This window comes from Streptomyces thermodiastaticus (genome assembly GCF_014656135.1).
GTDB classification, from domain to species: domain Bacteria; phylum Actinomycetota; class Actinomycetes; order Streptomycetales; family Streptomycetaceae; genus Streptomyces; species Streptomyces thermodiastaticus.
Genome location: NZ_BNBV01000010.1, coordinates 79,499 through 94,964 on the forward strand (window position 1 = coordinate 79,499; position 15,466 = coordinate 94,964).

At 72.0% G+C, this 15,466-nt stretch carries 13 protein-coding genes; 4 read left to right on the forward strand and 9 right to left on the reverse strand.

The window, feature by feature from the left end:
* Positions 1–76: 76 nt before the first annotated feature.
* Positions 77–1,438: an amidohydrolase family protein gene (locus tag IE286_RS12260; RefSeq protein ID WP_229862434.1), complete on the reverse strand. Its 1,362-nt coding sequence runs from the start codon at positions 1,436–1,438 to the stop codon at positions 77–79.
* A gap of 43 nt (positions 1,439–1,481) precedes the next feature.
* Entirely contained in the window at positions 1,482–2,363 is an 882-nt protein-coding gene (locus tag IE286_RS12265; RefSeq protein ID WP_189796702.1) for an isocitrate lyase/PEP mutase family protein, read from the reverse strand.
* Between the two features lie 235 nt (positions 2,364–2,598).
* Between IE286_RS12265 and IE286_RS12270 the strand changes: the two genes are divergently transcribed.
* Positions 2,599–3,069, forward strand: a complete 471-nt coding sequence (locus IE286_RS12270) for a winged helix-turn-helix transcriptional regulator (protein WP_189796703.1) — start codon at positions 2,599–2,601, stop codon at positions 3,067–3,069.
* A gap of 183 nt (positions 3,070–3,252) precedes the next feature.
* Here the strand turns inward: IE286_RS12270 and IE286_RS12275 are convergent, their stop codons facing one another.
* A complete protein-coding gene (locus IE286_RS12275; protein ID WP_189796704.1) occupies positions 3,253–3,930 on the reverse strand; it encodes a TetR/AcrR family transcriptional regulator in 678 nt (225 codons plus the stop codon).
* Positions 3,931–4,062: 132 nt separating this feature from the next.
* Here IE286_RS12275 and IE286_RS12280 point away from each other — a divergent pair, with 132 nt between their 5' ends.
* Positions 4,063–4,563, forward strand: a complete 501-nt coding sequence (locus tag IE286_RS12280; protein WP_189796705.1) for a VOC family protein — start codon at positions 4,063–4,065, stop codon at positions 4,561–4,563.
* The gene (locus tag IE286_RS12285) at positions 4,560–5,231 is read left to right on the forward strand and encodes an NADPH-dependent F420 reductase (RefSeq protein ID WP_189796706.1); all 672 of its coding nucleotides are present in this window, start codon (positions 4,560–4,562) and stop codon (positions 5,229–5,231) included. The genes IE286_RS12280 and IE286_RS12285 overlap by 4 nt, the downstream gene beginning before the upstream one ends.
* A gap of 241 nt (positions 5,232–5,472) precedes the next feature.
* On the opposite strand, the gene IE286_RS12290 is transcribed toward IE286_RS12285, so the two are convergent.
* The 6 genes from IE286_RS12290 to IE286_RS12315 all read right to left on the reverse strand — a co-directional run bounded on the left by IE286_RS12290 (position 5,473) and on the right by IE286_RS12315 (position 13,220).
* Positions 5,473–5,931: an aconitase X swivel domain-containing protein gene (locus tag IE286_RS12290; protein ID WP_229862438.1), complete on the reverse strand. Its 459-nt coding sequence runs from the start codon at positions 5,929–5,931 to the stop codon at positions 5,473–5,475.
* On the reverse strand, positions 5,928–7,229 hold the full coding sequence (locus IE286_RS12295; RefSeq protein WP_189796707.1) for an aconitase X: 1,302 nt from the start codon (positions 7,227–7,229) through the stop codon (positions 5,928–5,930). Before IE286_RS12295 ends, IE286_RS12290 begins: the two co-directional genes overlap by 4 nt.
* Positions 7,230–7,458: 229 nt before the next feature.
* Positions 7,459–8,829 (reverse strand): MFS transporter, encoded by a 1,371-nt coding sequence (locus IE286_RS12300; protein WP_189796708.1) that lies wholly within the window; start codon positions 8,827–8,829, stop codon positions 7,459–7,461.
* A gap of 205 nt (positions 8,830–9,034) precedes the next feature.
* Complete coding sequence (locus tag IE286_RS12305) at positions 9,035–10,708, reverse strand: dihydroxy-acid dehydratase domain-containing protein (RefSeq protein ID WP_189796709.1); 1,674 nt, start codon at positions 10,706–10,708, stop codon at positions 9,035–9,037.
* A gap of 147 nt (positions 10,709–10,855) precedes the next feature.
* Positions 10,856–12,157, reverse strand: a complete 1,302-nt coding sequence (locus IE286_RS12310) for an FAD-dependent oxidoreductase (RefSeq protein WP_189796710.1) — start codon at positions 12,155–12,157, stop codon at positions 10,856–10,858.
* Between the two features lie 118 nt (positions 12,158–12,275).
* A complete protein-coding gene (locus IE286_RS12315; RefSeq protein WP_189796711.1) occupies positions 12,276–13,220 on the reverse strand; it encodes a LysR family transcriptional regulator in 945 nt (314 codons plus the stop codon).
* 895 nt (positions 13,221–14,115) lie between these two features.
* On the opposite strand from IE286_RS12315, the gene IE286_RS12320 reads away from it, so the two are divergent.
* Positions 14,116–15,432, forward strand: a complete 1,317-nt coding sequence (locus IE286_RS12320) for an MFS transporter (RefSeq protein WP_189796712.1) — start codon at positions 14,116–14,118, stop codon at positions 15,430–15,432.
* Positions 15,433–15,466: the final 34 nt, after the last annotated feature.

Below are 15,466 nucleotides of genomic sequence, written 5' to 3' on the forward strand. Positions count from 1 at the left end.
TGCCGCAGCGACACCGCCGACGGACCGGAACGCGGCGGGGAGGTCGCTGCAAGGGTGCGGGAGGCCGGTGGTCCGGTCAGGCCGCCGCCTCGGTGATCCTGTCGCGCAGCCGGTCACGGTCGACGGCACGGCCGGCGATCACAACCGAGGAGATCCTGCGGGTGTTGCGGATGTCGTCCCGGGGGTCGGCGTCCAGGATCAGCAGATCCGCGCGGCGTCCCGGCTCCAGCAGTCCGCGGTCGTCGAGGCCCAGCAGGTGCGCGGAGCGCCGGGTGGCGAACTCGATCGCCTGCAGTGCGGGGATGCCGGCCTCCACCAGTGCCTGCAGTTCGCGGTGCTCGGCCATGCCGGGCAGCTGTGCGAAGACACCGGTGTCGGGTGAGAAGACCAGCCGTACGCCGGCGGCGTACAGGGTGGTCACGGTGCGTTGCAGCCGTTCGTACGTCCGGCTCGTGTCGAACAGCGGCTCGTGCCCCCGTTCGGCGAGGCGGTCGCGGAAGGCGGCGATGGTCTCCTCGGGCAGCACCTCGTGCAGGATCGGCTCGTCGAGCCAGTCCGTCGTGGCCGGCCCCTGCACGCTCATCGAGGTGAACACCGCGACGTCGCGGTCGAGCAGACGCCGGATCAGCTCGTCGTCGGGTCCGGGGTCGCGCGGCATGTGCGCGAGGAGGTCCGCGCCGGCGTCCAGGGCGGTCCTGGCGTCGTCGGCGGTGTAGATGTGTGCCGCGGTCTTCAGGCCGTGACGGTGTGCCTCGTCCACGATCGCCGCGGCGGTCTCCGGACTCAGCTTGGCGGCAAAACCGCCGCGGTCGTCGATCCAGAACTTCACCGTGTCCACGTGCTTCGCGGCGAGGGCGCCGACGTGGGCGCGGGCGTCCTGTGGTCCGGTCGCCGCGTGCACGGCGTCGACGGCGAAGAAGGGAGCGCCGCTGCCGGCGTCGGCGGTGGGTGCCGCGACGATGCCGGCCCCCGCGGTGAGCAGCGTGGCGAGATCGGGGTCGTCCAGGCGGCCGGCACGCTGATCGTCGCGCAGGGTGATCTCGGTGTCCCGCAGATCGGTGCCCAGCGACTGGAAGGTGCTGATGCCGAAGTACAGGGAGCGGCGGAGGTGATCGACGACATTGTCGCGGGAGTAGTGGCGCGGGTGGCATTCGGTGCCGCGCATGTAGCCGAGGTGCCCGTGCGGGTTGACGAGGGCCGGCATGATCGTCTTCCCGTGGACCGGGACGACGGCTCCGGCGGCCTCGGACGCACCGGCCTCCGTCCCGTCTGCCTCACGGGCCGGTGCGACACGTGCGATGCGGCCGTCCTTGACGGTGAGGACCGCGTTCTCCAGGACGGTGTGTCCGTCGCCGGTGATCACGCGGGCGCCGACGTAGGTGGTGACGTCGTCCGCTGTGCGGCCGGACGGGACAGGTGTGATGTGGTCGTGGGACACGGCGATCTCCGGAGCGGGGTGGGGGCGGGGGCGAGGGGGTGTCTCAGGCGTAGCGCGAGGCGCGGGCCTCGTACTCGGCATAGCCCATGAACGATTCGAAGGCGCGCTGGTCGAGGACGAGGTCGCCGAGGCCCTCGATCTCGGCGCCGTACGCGAGCGCATCCAGGGTGTCGGCGACGGCCTTGGCGGCGGCGCCGACCAGGCTGTACCACAACAGCAGCACATCCGCGCCCGCGTCGGCGTACTCGGCCAGGGTGCTGCCCGGCTTGCTGCCGTCCGGTGCGTCGTAGAGGTCGGCGGCGACGACGACCGGCGCCTCGATGCACGACCGCACCTTCTTCAGGTCGGCGGCGGGGATCTTCGGTGCGAACACCATGTCGGCCCCGGCGGCGACATAGCGGCGCAGCCGGGCCACTGCCTCCTCCAGATCCCCGTGGATCCACGCGGCATCTGTGCGGGCGATGATCAGGAAGTTCGCATCGTCACGGGCGTCCAGCGCCGCGCGGATCCGGTTGGCCATCCGGTCGGCGTCCAGCAGCCCGGCGGGACGGGAGGTGTGCTTGCCGCCCAGGTTGTCCTCGATGTGGATGCCGGTCGTGCCGGCGGCCTCGAAGGCCCTCACGGTGCGCCAGATGTTGGCGTCCTCGTAGAAACCTTTCTCGGCGTCCACCAGGACGGGCAGGTCGGTGGCCTCGACGATGCGGCGGGCGGCGTCGGCCAGTTCGGTCAGGGTGACCAGGCCGACGTCGGGAAGCCCCTGGAGGCTGGCGGCCGCGGCGAAGCTGCCGAGATAGGTCGCGGGGTAACCGGCGCGCTCCACCAGGTGGGCGCTGAGCACGTCGTACGCCCCGGGGAGCAGCAGCGGCTCCGGTGAGGCGAGCAGATCTTTGAAGGCGAGGCGCCGCTGCGCGGCGGATACGGGCATGGGTCACATTCCTTGATCGTGTCGGCCCGGTGGGACGGGGACGCGGGGGCAGGGACGGCGACGGGAACGGTGCGCCGGCACGTCGCCCCTGCGGATGGACGGGTTCCCGGCCCAGGACCCGTGATCACCGGGAAACCGGCACATCTCGGCAGCCCGCACCAGCCCGCCTGAGTACTTATTTGCAATCTAGACGGCTGGGTTTCATCACGCAACCCATCCCGCTAGACTCGGCCCCATGGCCAAGACGCTGGGCAAGGATGCGACCTGCTCCATCGCCCGAGCCCTCGAAGTGCTCGGCGACACCTGGACCGTGTTGATCATTCGTGAGGCGTTGATCGCCGGTTCGACGCGCTTCCAGGAGTTCCGCGACGCCCTCGGTATCGCTCCGAACATCCTGTCCCGGCGCCTGGAGACCCTGGTGGAGCAGGGCATCTTCGAACGTCGTGCGTATCGCGAACCGGGTGAGCGGAGCCGGTACGAATACGTGCTCAGTGACGCGGGCCGCGGGCTGAACGTGGTGATCGCGGCGCTGGCGGACTGGAGCCGGCAGTACCGGCCGCAGACCGACGGCACCTCCCCCAGGTTCATCAGCACCGACGACGGCACCGTGGCAGAACTCGCCTTCGTCACGGAGGAAGGCAGCCGGATCGCTCCGGCCCGGCTCGTGGCACGCCGCATGGAGGACGCCCTGCTCCGGGCGTCGTGAGCGGCGAGGCGCCGCAGGAGGTGTGCCGCGGCGGACGCGGCATCGCATGACGGGACTGCGGCGGCCGGCCTTGCCGCCACCAGGCTCCGTATGCCCTCCGCCGGAATCCGCACTCGGTCGACGGCCAGGAGCGCGTACGCGTCTCCCACCCGGAGGGGCGATGTACGCGCGAGGCGGTCCGGCTCAGGGAGTCCGCAAGCCGGCGAGGACGATGTCCAGGTAGGGGGCGCCGGTCGCGGGGTCGCGGACGAGGGTGCCGGGCAGGGCACCGACGAGGGCGAGAACTTCCTCGGGGGCGACGTCCGACCGGACGGCACCGCTGCGTTGGGCGGCGGCAAGGAGAGCGGCGAAGGCCGCGCGCATCGGCGCGCAAGCGGAGGCGACCGGCGAGTCCGGGTCGCCCAGCGATCTGCTGATCTGGGCGCTCATGCCTCCGTAGCGGCGCCCGGTGCGGTAGTACAGGCGCAGCCAGTCCGCAAGGACGGCGGCGGCTTCCTCCGGCCCCCGGCGCGTCCCCGCGGCCAGCCGGTCGGTGCAGGCACGGGCGCGCGCCTCCAGCACGGCGAGCTGGTCGTCGATCAGGGCGGCGAAAAGATGCTCGCGGGTGGGGAAGTTGCGGTACAGGGTGGCACGGCCGACACCGGCACGGCGCGCCACCTCGTCGAAGGGCGCGTCGATCCCTCCTGCGCGGAAGACCTCCCGCCCCGCCTCCAGAAGAGCGGCGTAGTTGCGCCGGGCGTCCGCCCGGCGTCTCCGCGTGGTGCCCGCGCCGGTCTCGCTCCCCTCATGCGTCCCGGCACCGTCCGCAGAAGGCGCACTCGCCCTGTCGGCACCCGTCCGTCGCCCTGTCGTCCTCTTCACGATCCGAAAGCCTAGGTTGAAACGGACGCGCCGTCCAGTTAGCCTGCCCGGCGAGAACCGGACACAACGTCCACTTAGGCACAGGCGTGGTGCGTCCCCCGACGCGCACGTCGAGAAAGCAAGGAACCCGGCATGCAGCGCCTTTGGCACATGGGCCTCGCCGTCCCCGACCTCGACGAGGCGAAGCACCGGCTCGGCGAGCTCTTCGAACTGAACTGGCGGCCGACCGTCACCCGCTCCCTCACCCTTTCCGGACCCGACGGCGCCGTACAGAAGGTGGACGTCCGCGTGACGTTCTCCCTCGGCGGCCCCTTCGCCGTCGAGGTCTGGCAAGGAATACCGGGCACGCCCCTGGCCATCCCCGAGACCGGCTGGCTGCACCACGTGGGCTACTGGGTCGACGACCACGCCGCCGAGCGAGCCCGGCTGGAACGGCTCGGCTACCCGCCGCTCCTGCGCGGCGCGGAGGGTCTGACGGTGAACCGCGGGCCCGGCGGCCTCGGCCTGGAACCCTGCGACCTCACACGTGACCAGCCCTACCTGCGAGACCTCTACCCACCCAGGTCGCCGTTCCACGGTGAGCCCGTGCTTCCCGCGTACGACGCCGATGCGGAAGGCGGTGTTCCGGCATGAGGATCGCCGTCATCGGAGCAGGCGACATCGGCGGGACGCTGGCGCTGCGCTGGGCACGGCTCGGCCACGAAGTGCGGCTCGCGAACTCCCGCGGGCCGCGAACGCTCAGCGCGCTGGTCGCGGGCACCCCCGTGGTCGCCGCGCCACTCGGGGAAGTGGCGGCAGGAGCGGAGGCAGTCGTGCTCAGCATTCCGTTCGGCGCAGTGGCCGCCCTGCCCCGTACCGTTGTCGCGTCGTGCCCGGCGGACGCGGTCGTGGTCGACACCGGGAACTACGTACCCCATCGGCGCGACGCCGTGATCGACGCGATCGAGGCAGGTCAGGTGGAGAGCATGTGGGTCGCCGAGCGGCTCGGCCGGCCCGTGGTCAAGGCCTTCAACACGATCGGTGCAGCGAGCCTGCGCGACAAGGCGCTTCCCGCGGGTGCGCCCGGACGTGTGGCCGCGCCCGTCGCCGGGGACTCCGAGCCGGACCTGCGCGTCGTCTCGACCTTGGTGGACGATGCGGGGTTCGACCCCTTGACGGCCGGCCCACTGGCCACCTCCTGGCGCCAGCAGCCCGGAACCCCTGTCTACACGGCCGACCTCCCGCTGGCCGAAGCGGTCACCGCCCTGGCGGCGGCGGACCCCGGTCTGACCGCTGCCTGGCGCGCCGCCTGGAGGAGCTGAACGGCCGAGGTGCGGCAGGTGCGGGCAGCCGTGCGGGAAGCGTGCCGCGTCCCGGTGCCCCATGCCTCGGTGGAGAGCCCGTCGAGGGCAGCGCGGGCACCTGAGCACCTCGCGGGGGCACGGTGCACCGGCGTGCGGGGCGGGCACACGGACTGCCTCGGCCGCGGAGGGCAGCGTTCGCCCGTGGTGAGGAGCCCGGCCGACCGGACTCCTCACCACGGCTGCCGCAGGCCTGCGGCGGTCAGGCCCGCGGCAGCCGTCCGTGCACGATCACCAGCCCGGTGTCGCCGTCGACCTCCACCCGGTCACCGGTCTGGATGCCGGCGACCGGGTCGTCGTCGGCGAAGTCGGTCACCGTGGGGACGCGGGTGACGATCGCGCCGAGGGCCGCCTTGGTGGTCAGGTGGGTGAAGACCATCGCCAGCGGCGCGGTGCCCAGCAGACGGGTCGCCTGGAAGAAGCCGGACCAGCCGGAGGACCCCTTCGCCCCCGGGAAGACCAGCACCTTGCCGGTGAAACAGACACCGCAGAGTTCGTGCCTGCGCTCGATGATGGTGCCGGTGGCCGGGTCGATGCCGCCCCAGCCGGAGATGGTCTCGTGGGAGACCAGGGCCTCGCCCTCGGCGCGCCCCGGCACGATGCCGCGGCCACGGAACACCAGCCGACCAGACTGTGCGACGTCGCTCGTCGGACCGCTCACCGGACCACCTCCGCGGGGGCCAGCGAGCCGCGCCAGCGGCCCGTCACGGCGGCGTCGACGCACTCCTCGGTGGTGCCGAACCAGGCCTCGATGCCGAGGATCGCCGGCAGATAGTGCGCCTGCTTGGCCGAGTCCGTGGCGAACACCTCGGTGCCCGCCGGTGCGACGCGCGACATGGCCGGGCAGGAGTCGGTCAGCACCCGGCCTCCAGCACGTTCGATGGTGGCCGTCCAGCCGTTGCGGTCCGCCACGGCACGCAGCGCGCGCGGTGTCATGACCCACAGTTCGGAGCCGGGCGACAGGGTCCGTCCGTCGAGCGCCCGGGCGACACGCCCGATCTGCTCCAGCGTGGCGTGCGGGCAGCCGATCAGCACGAAGTCGACGTCCTCGCTGTCGCCGATGGAGTTCAGCGACTCGTAGACCGCGCGGCGCTCCGCCGCGCCGTAGCGGACCGGTTCGGGGAGGGCGGCGCCGCCGAAGGCGGCCTCCAGGGTGGGCGCGTCGGGGGTGCGTCCCGGGATGTGGTACATCTCGACGCCGCCGGAGGAGGCGGCGGCCGCCCCGAAGTGCTTCAGATCCGCCAGGTCGGGCTGCCCCAGCTCGCCGGTCACGACGGGCCGCGCCTCCTGGACCACGTCACCGACGAAGTAGCCGAACATGCCCCAGTCCTGGAAGCCGTCGATGCGCACCCCGGACTCGATCAGATGGGTGCCGTAGCGGTTCTCCACCAGGTGGTTGCCCCAGCAGGGGATACGGCCGGTGAGGCTCGCCGCGCCGGTCGAGGCACCTCCTTCGCAGTTGGTGCGGGCGCCGAGCACCGAGTTGGCGTACACCACCGCCGAGGATTCCATCCAGGCGATGTGCTCGCCGTAGGTGGGCAGGTTGCCGACCTGGTAGGGGGTGCAGGTGGCCAGGATGTTGACGCCCTTGGAGCTGTAGAACGACTCGGCGTCGGCCTGCAGTTCGATGGCGCGCTCGGAGTACGGCATGATGCCCCGGGCGTCCTCGCCGAAGCCGTGCTGGAGCTGGCAGGTCGGCACCTTCATCGGCGGCACCTCGATGTCGTCGTCGCAGTCGAGGCTGATCACCGCGAACGCCTTCGACCAGCCGCCCTCCTCGAAGAGTTTCGTCTTGGCGGGCGAGGGCTGGGTGTTGGTCCCGGCCACGTTGCGGGTCTCGCACAGGTGCTCCGCGCCCAGTGCGTCGGCGTAGCGGACGAGCAGGTCCATCGCCGCCGCGACGGCGTCGCCGTCACGGCCGTCGCGCATGGCCTTCTCCTCATCGGTCAGAGCGACCATCGGCTCCTCCATGGTTCTCGGCGTTCTCGCGGCCGCGTGCGGGCCGCCGTCCGGACGGCCCAGTGGGCGTGTCCGCCCCGGGACGGGTCCGGGATGTGTGCGGTGCCGGGGCGCACCGGCCGGCCGGGGCCTGTGCCTTTCGCGTCGCGGGCAGCCGCGTCCCCGTGGGCCGGGCGGCCGGCCGCGGGCAGCGGGCGCGCCGCGGCCCGGGTGTCGTCGCCGGTGCGGCTCACCGTGCGCCCTCGACGGTCAGCGGGGCGGCCGTGCCCGCGGCGGTGCCGCCGCCGGCCGGGGCCGTCACCGGATTGGTCTCGGGGCCGCGCCGCACTGCCACGTGCATCAGCAGACCACCGAAGACGATCAGCACGATCGGGGTGTACTCGTACGGCATGATCTTGCCGAGCCAGAGCAGTTCGAAGGAGTACAGGCCCGGCAGGATCAGGCCGAACATGTAGCCGATGCTGTAGCCGCTGGCGCGGACGGAGGCCGGGAAGCGCTCGTTGAGGTAGGCGAGGATCACGCCGAGCGGAGCGGACGGGGTCACCTTGGCGACCAGGTAGATCAGCACGGTCACCCAGGCCGGCTGGTGGCCGCCGCGGGCCAGGGCGAGGGCCGCGAAGGCGGCGGGTACCACGGTCGCCATGACCAGCGACCAGATCATCAGCAGTTTCCGGCGCCCGATGCGCTGCCCGATCCGGGCCAGCACCAGGATGACGGCGATGGTCAGGACCGCGGCGATCAGCTCGGCCACGGTGCTCACGTTCGCGCTGTGCCCCTGCACCTCCACCAGCAGCGTCGGCAGGAACGACACCGACATCTGCGCGGCGAACCAGTAGCCGCAGGTGAACAGGAACACACCGAGGATCAGTGCGCGGTGCGTGGTGAACAGCTCCACGACGGGCTGCCGCCCATCCTGCGCACGCCGCCGCTCGAACACCTCGGAGTCCTCGTGCACCGAGCGGTACGACCACAGGTAGACCAGGCCGAGCAGGAAGCCGAGCAGGAACGGCAGGCGCCAGCCCCAGGAGAGGAAGCTGTGCTCCGGCACGACGTTGAGCATCACCAGCAGCAGTGAGTTGATGACCAGGAACGAGCCGGGTGCTCCGGCGCCGATCAGCCCGCCGACCCAGCCGCGCCTTACCGGTCCCGCCTGCTCCAGTGCGAGCGGCATCGGCGCGGCGTAGCCCCCGGCGAGGAAGACGCCGCTGATCAGCCGCAGCGCGGCGAAGACGGCCACGGCGCCGAAGCCCCAGGCGGCGTACCCGGGCAGCAGCCCCATCAGCAGGGTGCTGACGGTGAAGCCCCAGCCGCTGATCAGTGTGGTCCGCTTGCGGCCGATGCGGTCGGAGACATTGCCGAAGACGACACTTCCGATGGGCCGGCCGAGCAGGCCCACGGTGAACATCAGCGTGGTCATGGTGGCCCGGGTCGCGGCGGGCATGTCGTCCGGCATGAAATAGCCCATGGCGGCGGGCAGGACCAGGGCGGGCAGATACACGTCGAAGCTGTCGACGAACATCGAGAAGGCGCCCGCACGGGCGGAACGCCGTGCGTCGGCTTCGGTGACCTCGACCGCGGAACGGGCTTCGGACAGCGTCATTGCAGGCTCCAGAAGGCCGGAGTGGGGATGGGTGGGGACGGGGGGTGGGGTGGTGCGTGATGCGTGCGTAGGGGGGTGGGGTCAGTGCGGGGTGAGGCTGACGGAGAGGCGGGTCCGCGGGGCGGGGACCCCTGCGGGCGGGAGGCGCGGACGCGGGAGAAAACACCACGGCCCCGCGTCACCTGGGGGCCGTACGGCTGCTCGGTCACCTGGGGCGCAGTACGGCTCCCTCGTCGAGCGAGCGCACCGTCCGCCGGTACACGGACAGCCATCCCGTCTCGCCGTGCTCCCCCGCCGGCGGCAGCCCGGCGCGCCGGCGCTCGAGTTCGTCGTCCGGAACCCGCAGATCGCAGATGCGCCGCGGCAGATCGATGTGGACGACGTCGCCGTCGCGCACCAGGGCGACCGGGCCCGCGTCCGCGGCCTCCGGGCGTACTTCGCCGACCACGATGCCGCGGTTGACCAGGCCGGAGAGCTGCCCGTCGGTGATCACCGCGACCTTGCCGGTGAGTCCGGCGCGGTCCAGGGCGAAGACGATCCGGGACGCCATCCCCATGCCCGGGCGGCCGCGCGGCCCCAGGCCGCGGACCACCACCACGTCGCCCGCCGCGATCGCACCCGCAGCGAGCGCGTCGAGCGCGTCCTCCTGACCGTCGTAGCAGCGTGCGGGACCGGTGAACGTCTCGGGCCGCTCCCCTCCCGCACCGTCCACGGAGAGTTTCACGATGCCGCCGAGCGGGGTGAGCGAGCCACGGAGGATGAGGATCAGCGGGTCCCGGGTAAAGGGCCGGTCGCCGGAGCGGATGACGTCCGCGTCGGCGGGTGCGACCCCGGCGAGGTTGTCGCCGACGGACGTGCCGGTCGCGGTGAGCGCGTCGAGGTCCAGCAGATCCCTCAGCTGCGCCATCACCGCGCGGGCCCCGCCTGCCGCGTCGAACTGCTCGATGGTGTGCGGGCCGTTGGGCCGCACCGCGGACAGCAGGGGTGTGCCGACGCCCAGCTGTGCGTACAGCGCGGTGATGTCGATGTCGACCTCGGTCTCCGCGGCCACCGCCTGCAGGTGTTTGACGGTGTTGATCGAGGCGCCGACGGACAGCGCGACCCGGGCCGCGTTGCGGAAGGCCGCCTCGGTCATGATCGTGCGGGGGCGCAGATCCTCGCGGACCATGGCCACGATCCGCTCCGCCGCCCGGTCCGCCTCCCGCCACATCGCCGGGGAGTCGGCCGCGACCGGGGTGGATCCCGGCAGGGCCATGCCCAGGGCCTCGGCGACGATGTGCATCGAGTTGGCGGTGCCCATGCCGGCGCAGACACCGGGGCCGCGGACCGCGTCCTCGCTCATCTCGGTCAGCTCACCGGTGAGGGTGTCGCTGGGTGTGCCGCAGGCGTGCAGAAACACGTCCTCGATGTCGCAGTGCTCCCCGCGGAACTGTCCGCTGGGCTGGTAGCCGCAGGCCAGCAGCAGCGTGGGGATGTTCAGCCGGCCCGCCGCCATCAGCTGGGCCGGGGCGGTCTTGTCGCAGCTGGCGAGGCAGATCATGCCGTCGAGCTGGGCGCCCTCCACGCCCACCTCGATGTCGTTCACGATCAGGTCGCGGGCGGAGAGGACGTAGCCGCCGCCGTGTCCCGCCGAGTGGATGAAGTCGCTGGGCGCGGTGGTGCGCACCTCGAACGGCAGGCCGCCGGCGGCCCGTATGCGTTCCTTGACCCGGGCCGCCACGCGGTCCAGGTGGCTGAAGCAGATCGCCAGGTCGGACGAGGAGTTCACGACCGCGATCTTGGGTTTGAGCATGTCCTCGTCGGACAGGCCCAGGGCCCGCCACTGGGCGCGGCGCGTGGCCCAGCGCACCGTGCCGGGCTGGTAGTTGCTGCGGAGCATGCGTCCTCCTGTGGACTTCTGCCGCGGTGAGGGTGTGGGTGTCTTCCGGCGGAGTGCGACGGTGTGCGGTGGTACGGAAGCGGGCGCGTCCCGGGCCGGACGGGTGTGTTCAGGTGTGCGGTGGGTGCCGGGCCCGGTGGCCGTCGCTCAGTCGTCGAGGTTCGCGGCGAGACGTCCCGCCAGTTCGGTGAGGTCGACGTCGTGCACGCTGCCGGAACCGGAGGGCGCGTCGATCATCTGCAGTACGTGTGCGGCGGCGGTTCCCGTCGCCCCGCACGGCCCCATCACCCGGATGCTGGACAGTGCCGCCGCGTCGCCGTCCACGCAGCGGCCCGCGACCAGCAGGTTGTGCACGTCCGGCGGGGTCATCGAGCGCAGCGGCACATAGTGCAGGTGGTCGGGGCCGAAGGTCTCCCAGACGTAGCCGTGCGGGCTGTCGTGCAGCTCGATCGGCCAGGCGGTGCGGGCCACCGCGTCGGGGAAACGTGTGCCGGCGCGCACCTCGTCGACGGTGAGCTGGTGCACCGCCCGCACCCAGCGGGTCTGCCGCCGCCCGGGGAACCCGTAGCTGCGCACCCGCGCCTTGGCGAACGTCTCGGGGAACTCGGCCCGCAGGAACTCCACGACCCGGTCGGCCTGCACCTTGCCCTCGATCTGCGCGCGGGCGGCGGCGACCGGCTCCAGCGGGGCCTCGATGTGGGTCATGTTGAGCACGGCGGTGCCGCGGCCGGGGAAGAAGAACGCCAGCCCGTCGTGGCGCAGCAGACCGTACTGGTCGGCCTTGGCCTTGACCCGTGCGGCCAGCTCGTCGGGCCGGGGCCGCTGTTCCTCGTCCAGGTGCTCGACGACCAGCTGCTGCGAGCCGTAGATCTCCCGTTCCGGCAGCCGGCACGGCAGCCCGGCCTCCCAGGCGAGCGAGGCGTCACCGCTGGCGTCGACGAAGCCGGCCGCCCGCACCGCGAGGGTGCCGAACCGGGTGGCGAACCGGATCGTGTGCAGCCGTCCGTCCTCGCGTGTCACCTCGGTGATCACCGCGCCGGTGACCGCCTGGATGTGGTGCGCGCGGACCGCGTTCTCCACCCAGCGTCCGAGGGCCACCTCGTCGTACCCGACGGTGGTGGTGTGGGTGCGGTTGTAGAACAGGTCCCCGGTGGCGTCGAGGTCGCGGAAGATGTCGTCGAAGATGCCGTGGGTGAGCTGCCGGTGCTCCGGGGCGTTGCCGAACACGCCGCAGAAAAGACCGATCAGCGAATTCACCATCTGACCGCCCAGCACCGGAAGCGCATCGACGAGAACAACGCTTCTGCCGAGCCGCGCCGATTCGATGGCCGCGGAAAGTCCGGCTATTCCCGCGCCGACCACGCAGACATCTGCTTCGAGTTCATGGGCGGCCGAGGACGCGGGCTTGGTGACGGTTCGGACTTTGAGGTCTGTCAGTGCATGGGGCATGCGGGTCAATGTAAAGAGGGCGGTTGTCTCCCGGAAGGCGTCGGCGGATAGACAATTCAGCTGGCCGGGCATCAATGCGATTGATGCCCGCAGGTCACGGCGGGCTCACAGGAAGGGTTCACAGCGTGGCCGCCGCTTCCACCAGAGTCTCGCGCAGCCATTGGTGGGCCGGATCCCGGTCGCGGTCCGCATGCCACCACAGCTTTTCGGTGATGGGTTCCGGATTGCCGGGGCAGGGCAGTACGGCAAGTCCCATCGGCCCCGCAACACGCCGGGCGAGGCGCTCTTGCAGCAGTGCGACACGGTCGGTGCCGGCCACGAAATGCGGCACCGCCTGATAACTTTCCACCCGCACTCTTATGTCCGGCTCTATTCCGAACAGGGCGAGTTGCCGCGTCGTCGGAGCCGCCGTCATGGACCCCGGATCGGGGTGGAAAGGTGCCACCCAGTCCATGTGTGCCATGTCGGACAGGCTCAGGGAGCCCCGGATCGCGTACGGGTGGGCCGCGTCCAGCACGCACACCCAGCGGTCGGTGAACAGATCCACCGACCTCAGCCCCGGTACCTCGAACCGGCTCACGGGCGGCGCGATCACCCCGTCGATGAACCGCACGGTCTCCGCGGCCTCCGTGGTGAAGGCCTCCCGCACGAGGCGTATGTGTGTCTCCACCCGCGGCGCCTGCCGCGCCAGCGCCTTCGACAGGGGCGCCCCGAGCACGGAGACGGTGTAGTCCGCCATCAGCAGCGTGAACTGTCGCCGTGACGTCGCGGGATCGAACCGGCTGTCGGTGGCGAACAGGCGCTCCGCCGCCGCGCACACCGTCTCCACCTGATCGGCCAGCTGCATCGCCAGTGGCGACAGGACGTACCCGTTCTTGCCGCGGATGAGCAGATCGTCCCCGAAGTGCCGTCGCAGCCGTGCGAGCGCGGCGCTGGCCGCAGGCTGCGTCACCCCGATCCGTGCCGCCGCCCGCGTCACGTTCCGCTCCCGCAGCAGCTCCCGCAGGGCCACCAGCAGGTTCAGGTCCAGATTCGCCAGGTGGAGGGAAGAGTGCCGTGTCACGGGCGGACTATAACCGTCTGCGCCGTTCGGCCCGGAGTGCCGCAGCGGTGGCACCGGGCGGGCGGCAGCCCTTGCGGATCCTGGTAGGCCCGTGCGGGTCACCGCCTGCCACGTGCGGCAACGCCGGGTCGCCGCGGCGCCGGCCGCCGCGCGGGATGCCGGTCACCGCGGCACGCTGCCGCACGGGCGTGCCCGGGGCACCGCGGCCGCCGCCGTACGGGCACGCCGGTCACCGCGCGTGCGCCGCACCGCCCCGCGAGTGCCGCGTGAGCGCCGGGCGGACAGGCTGCCCGTCCGTCATGATCGCCGCATCCGGCCGCTCCCTCGGACGCGGTGCGGGTTCCGAGCGGCTCACCACGGCGATGACGATCGTTTCGACGGTTCGTCCGGCGGCCTCCGGACGACTGAGAATGACGTGCCCCGGTCAATCAAGCTCATTGATCATGCACATACTTCACGTTTGCCGATCACCGACCATCACAGTGGCCACGGCCGACACCACGACGAACACGGCGTCTTTCAACGGTTTCTGACACGCCTTCCGCTGAACACCGGCACCCTCGAGCGCCCGACCGGCCCGCTTTATGATCTTGTAGGATGAGCCGCCACCCGCGATGAGGCTGGGCCTGGAAGGCGCTGGACACAGCGTCCCTGGGCGGGGGAGGCGTGCCTTCGTGCGCCGAAGGGGATCGCGGGCGGCGCCCTGAAGACAGGGGGCGGGTCCGTGCACGCCCACGGTGAGCCCGCGACCTGTGCACCACGCAGTTCGAACCGGAGTCCCTGTGCAGGTCTGTCATGCCCGCAACTGCAGTGCGGACGGCGGTCTCCTCCGTGTGAGCGGCGGGCGACGCCTTCGCCGACCGTCCCTGCCCCGCCCCGTGAAAGCCCTCGTGTCATGACCGTTTCCTTGTACGAGGCCCAGCCGGCCGGGCGGCACGCGGCCGCCCCGGAGGGCGGGCTGCTGCGGCGGGTCTACGCACCCCGCGCCTGCGACGCGCTCGCCTACTCCATGGCGACCTACGCCATGCCGCTCGTCGTGCTGGCCTCCACCGGCTCGGCGTCCCTGACGGGGCTGGCCTTCGCCTTGGAGTGGATACCCCGGGTGGCCGCTTTCGGCGTCGCCGGCGCCCTGGTCGACCGCAGCGGCGCGGCCATCGTGTGCTTCCTCGCCTCGCTGGCCCGGGCCGTGCTGGTGGCCGGCGCGGCGGTGGCGCTCGTCCTGGTTCCGCCGGGCACCCTCGCGACCGTTCTCGTCATGGTGCTCGCGGCCGTGACCGGGGCTCTGACACAGTTCAGCTTCATCGCCAACGAAGCCGTCGGCGCCATCGTCAGCCGCCACAGCGACGGGCCCACCCACAAGGTGCAGTCGGTGCTGATCGGCATCGATCAGACGGCCACCCTCATCGGACCGGCCCTGGGCGGTGTCCTGCTGCTCACCGGTCCGACATGGATGCTGGCGTGCCTGAGCCTGCTGTCCTTCCTGTCCGCCGGACTGGCCCTGCAGACCCCGTCGACTCCCCTGCGCGGCACGCGCCCCGGGGCCGCACGTCCGGGCGGCGGCCTGCGGGAGGGCTGGCAGACCCTGCGGTCCCTGCCGCCCCTGCGGCGGCTGGTGGCCGGTCTCGCCTGCTCCAACCTCATGCTGGGGCTGCTGCAGTCGGCCAGCCCCGTCCTCGTCGAGCACCGTTTCGGGCGGTCCCCGGCCGCCGCCGGCGCCCTGTGGTCGGTGACCGCGGCCGCCACCCTCATCGCGGTCGCCTGCTGCCGGGCCGCCCTCGACCGGCTCGGCCTGTGGGGGGTCGGCATCATCAGCTCCACCGTCGCGGCAGCGGCCTGCCTCGCCGTGTCCGAGGCCCCGTCCTACTCCGGCTACACGGCCCTGGTGTCTCTGTTCGTGGCCGCGGACGGAGGCCTGACCATCGTCCTGCGCACCGTGCGCTCCCAGGTCATCCCGCCCGCGGCCTTCGGCACGACCCTGTCCCTGACCATCCTGCTGCTCCTGCTGCCCTACCCCCTGGCCGGCATCGTCCTCGCCGTCACCCCGGCCGCCCACCTCACCGACGCCCTGCGGGGCTGCGCCGTGCTGCAGGCACTGGCCCTGCTCATCACGTTCCTCCGGCTGCGCCACGACCCGGCTCTCCAGCGCGTGCCCCAAGGGCAGGAGGCGGGGCGAGAGGCGGGTCAGGAGGTGCCGGAGGGGGCGCGGCGTTAGGGCTTCATCGCCTGCGGACGCGAGCGTCACGATG

Coding starts and splice junctions, on each gene's coding strand:
- IE286_RS12320 (WP_189796712.1), top strand. CDS start 14,116: ATGACCGTTTCCTTGTACGAGGCCCAGCCGGCCGGGCGGCACGCGGCC.
- IE286_RS12285 (WP_189796706.1), top strand. CDS start 4,560: ATGAGGATCGCCGTCATCGGAGCAGGCGACATCGGCGGGACGCTGGCG.
- IE286_RS12310 (WP_189796710.1), bottom strand. CDS start 12,157: ATGCCCCATGCACTGACAGACCTCAAAGTCCGAACCGTCACCAAGCCC.
- IE286_RS12305 (WP_189796709.1), bottom strand. CDS start 10,708: ATGCTCCGCAGCAACTACCAGCCCGGCACGGTGCGCTGGGCCACGCGC.
- IE286_RS12280 (WP_189796705.1), top strand. CDS start 4,063: ATGCAGCGCCTTTGGCACATGGGCCTCGCCGTCCCCGACCTCGACGAG.
- IE286_RS12300 (WP_189796708.1), bottom strand. CDS start 8,829: ATGACGCTGTCCGAAGCCCGTTCCGCGGTCGAGGTCACCGAAGCCGAC.
- IE286_RS12265 (WP_189796702.1), bottom strand. CDS start 2,363: ATGCCCGTATCCGCCGCGCAGCGGCGCCTCGCCTTCAAAGATCTGCTC.
- IE286_RS12295 (WP_189796707.1), bottom strand. CDS start 7,229: ATGGTCGCTCTGACCGATGAGGAGAAGGCCATGCGCGACGGCCGTGAC.
- IE286_RS12270 (WP_189796703.1), top strand. CDS start 2,599: ATGGCCAAGACGCTGGGCAAGGATGCGACCTGCTCCATCGCCCGAGCC.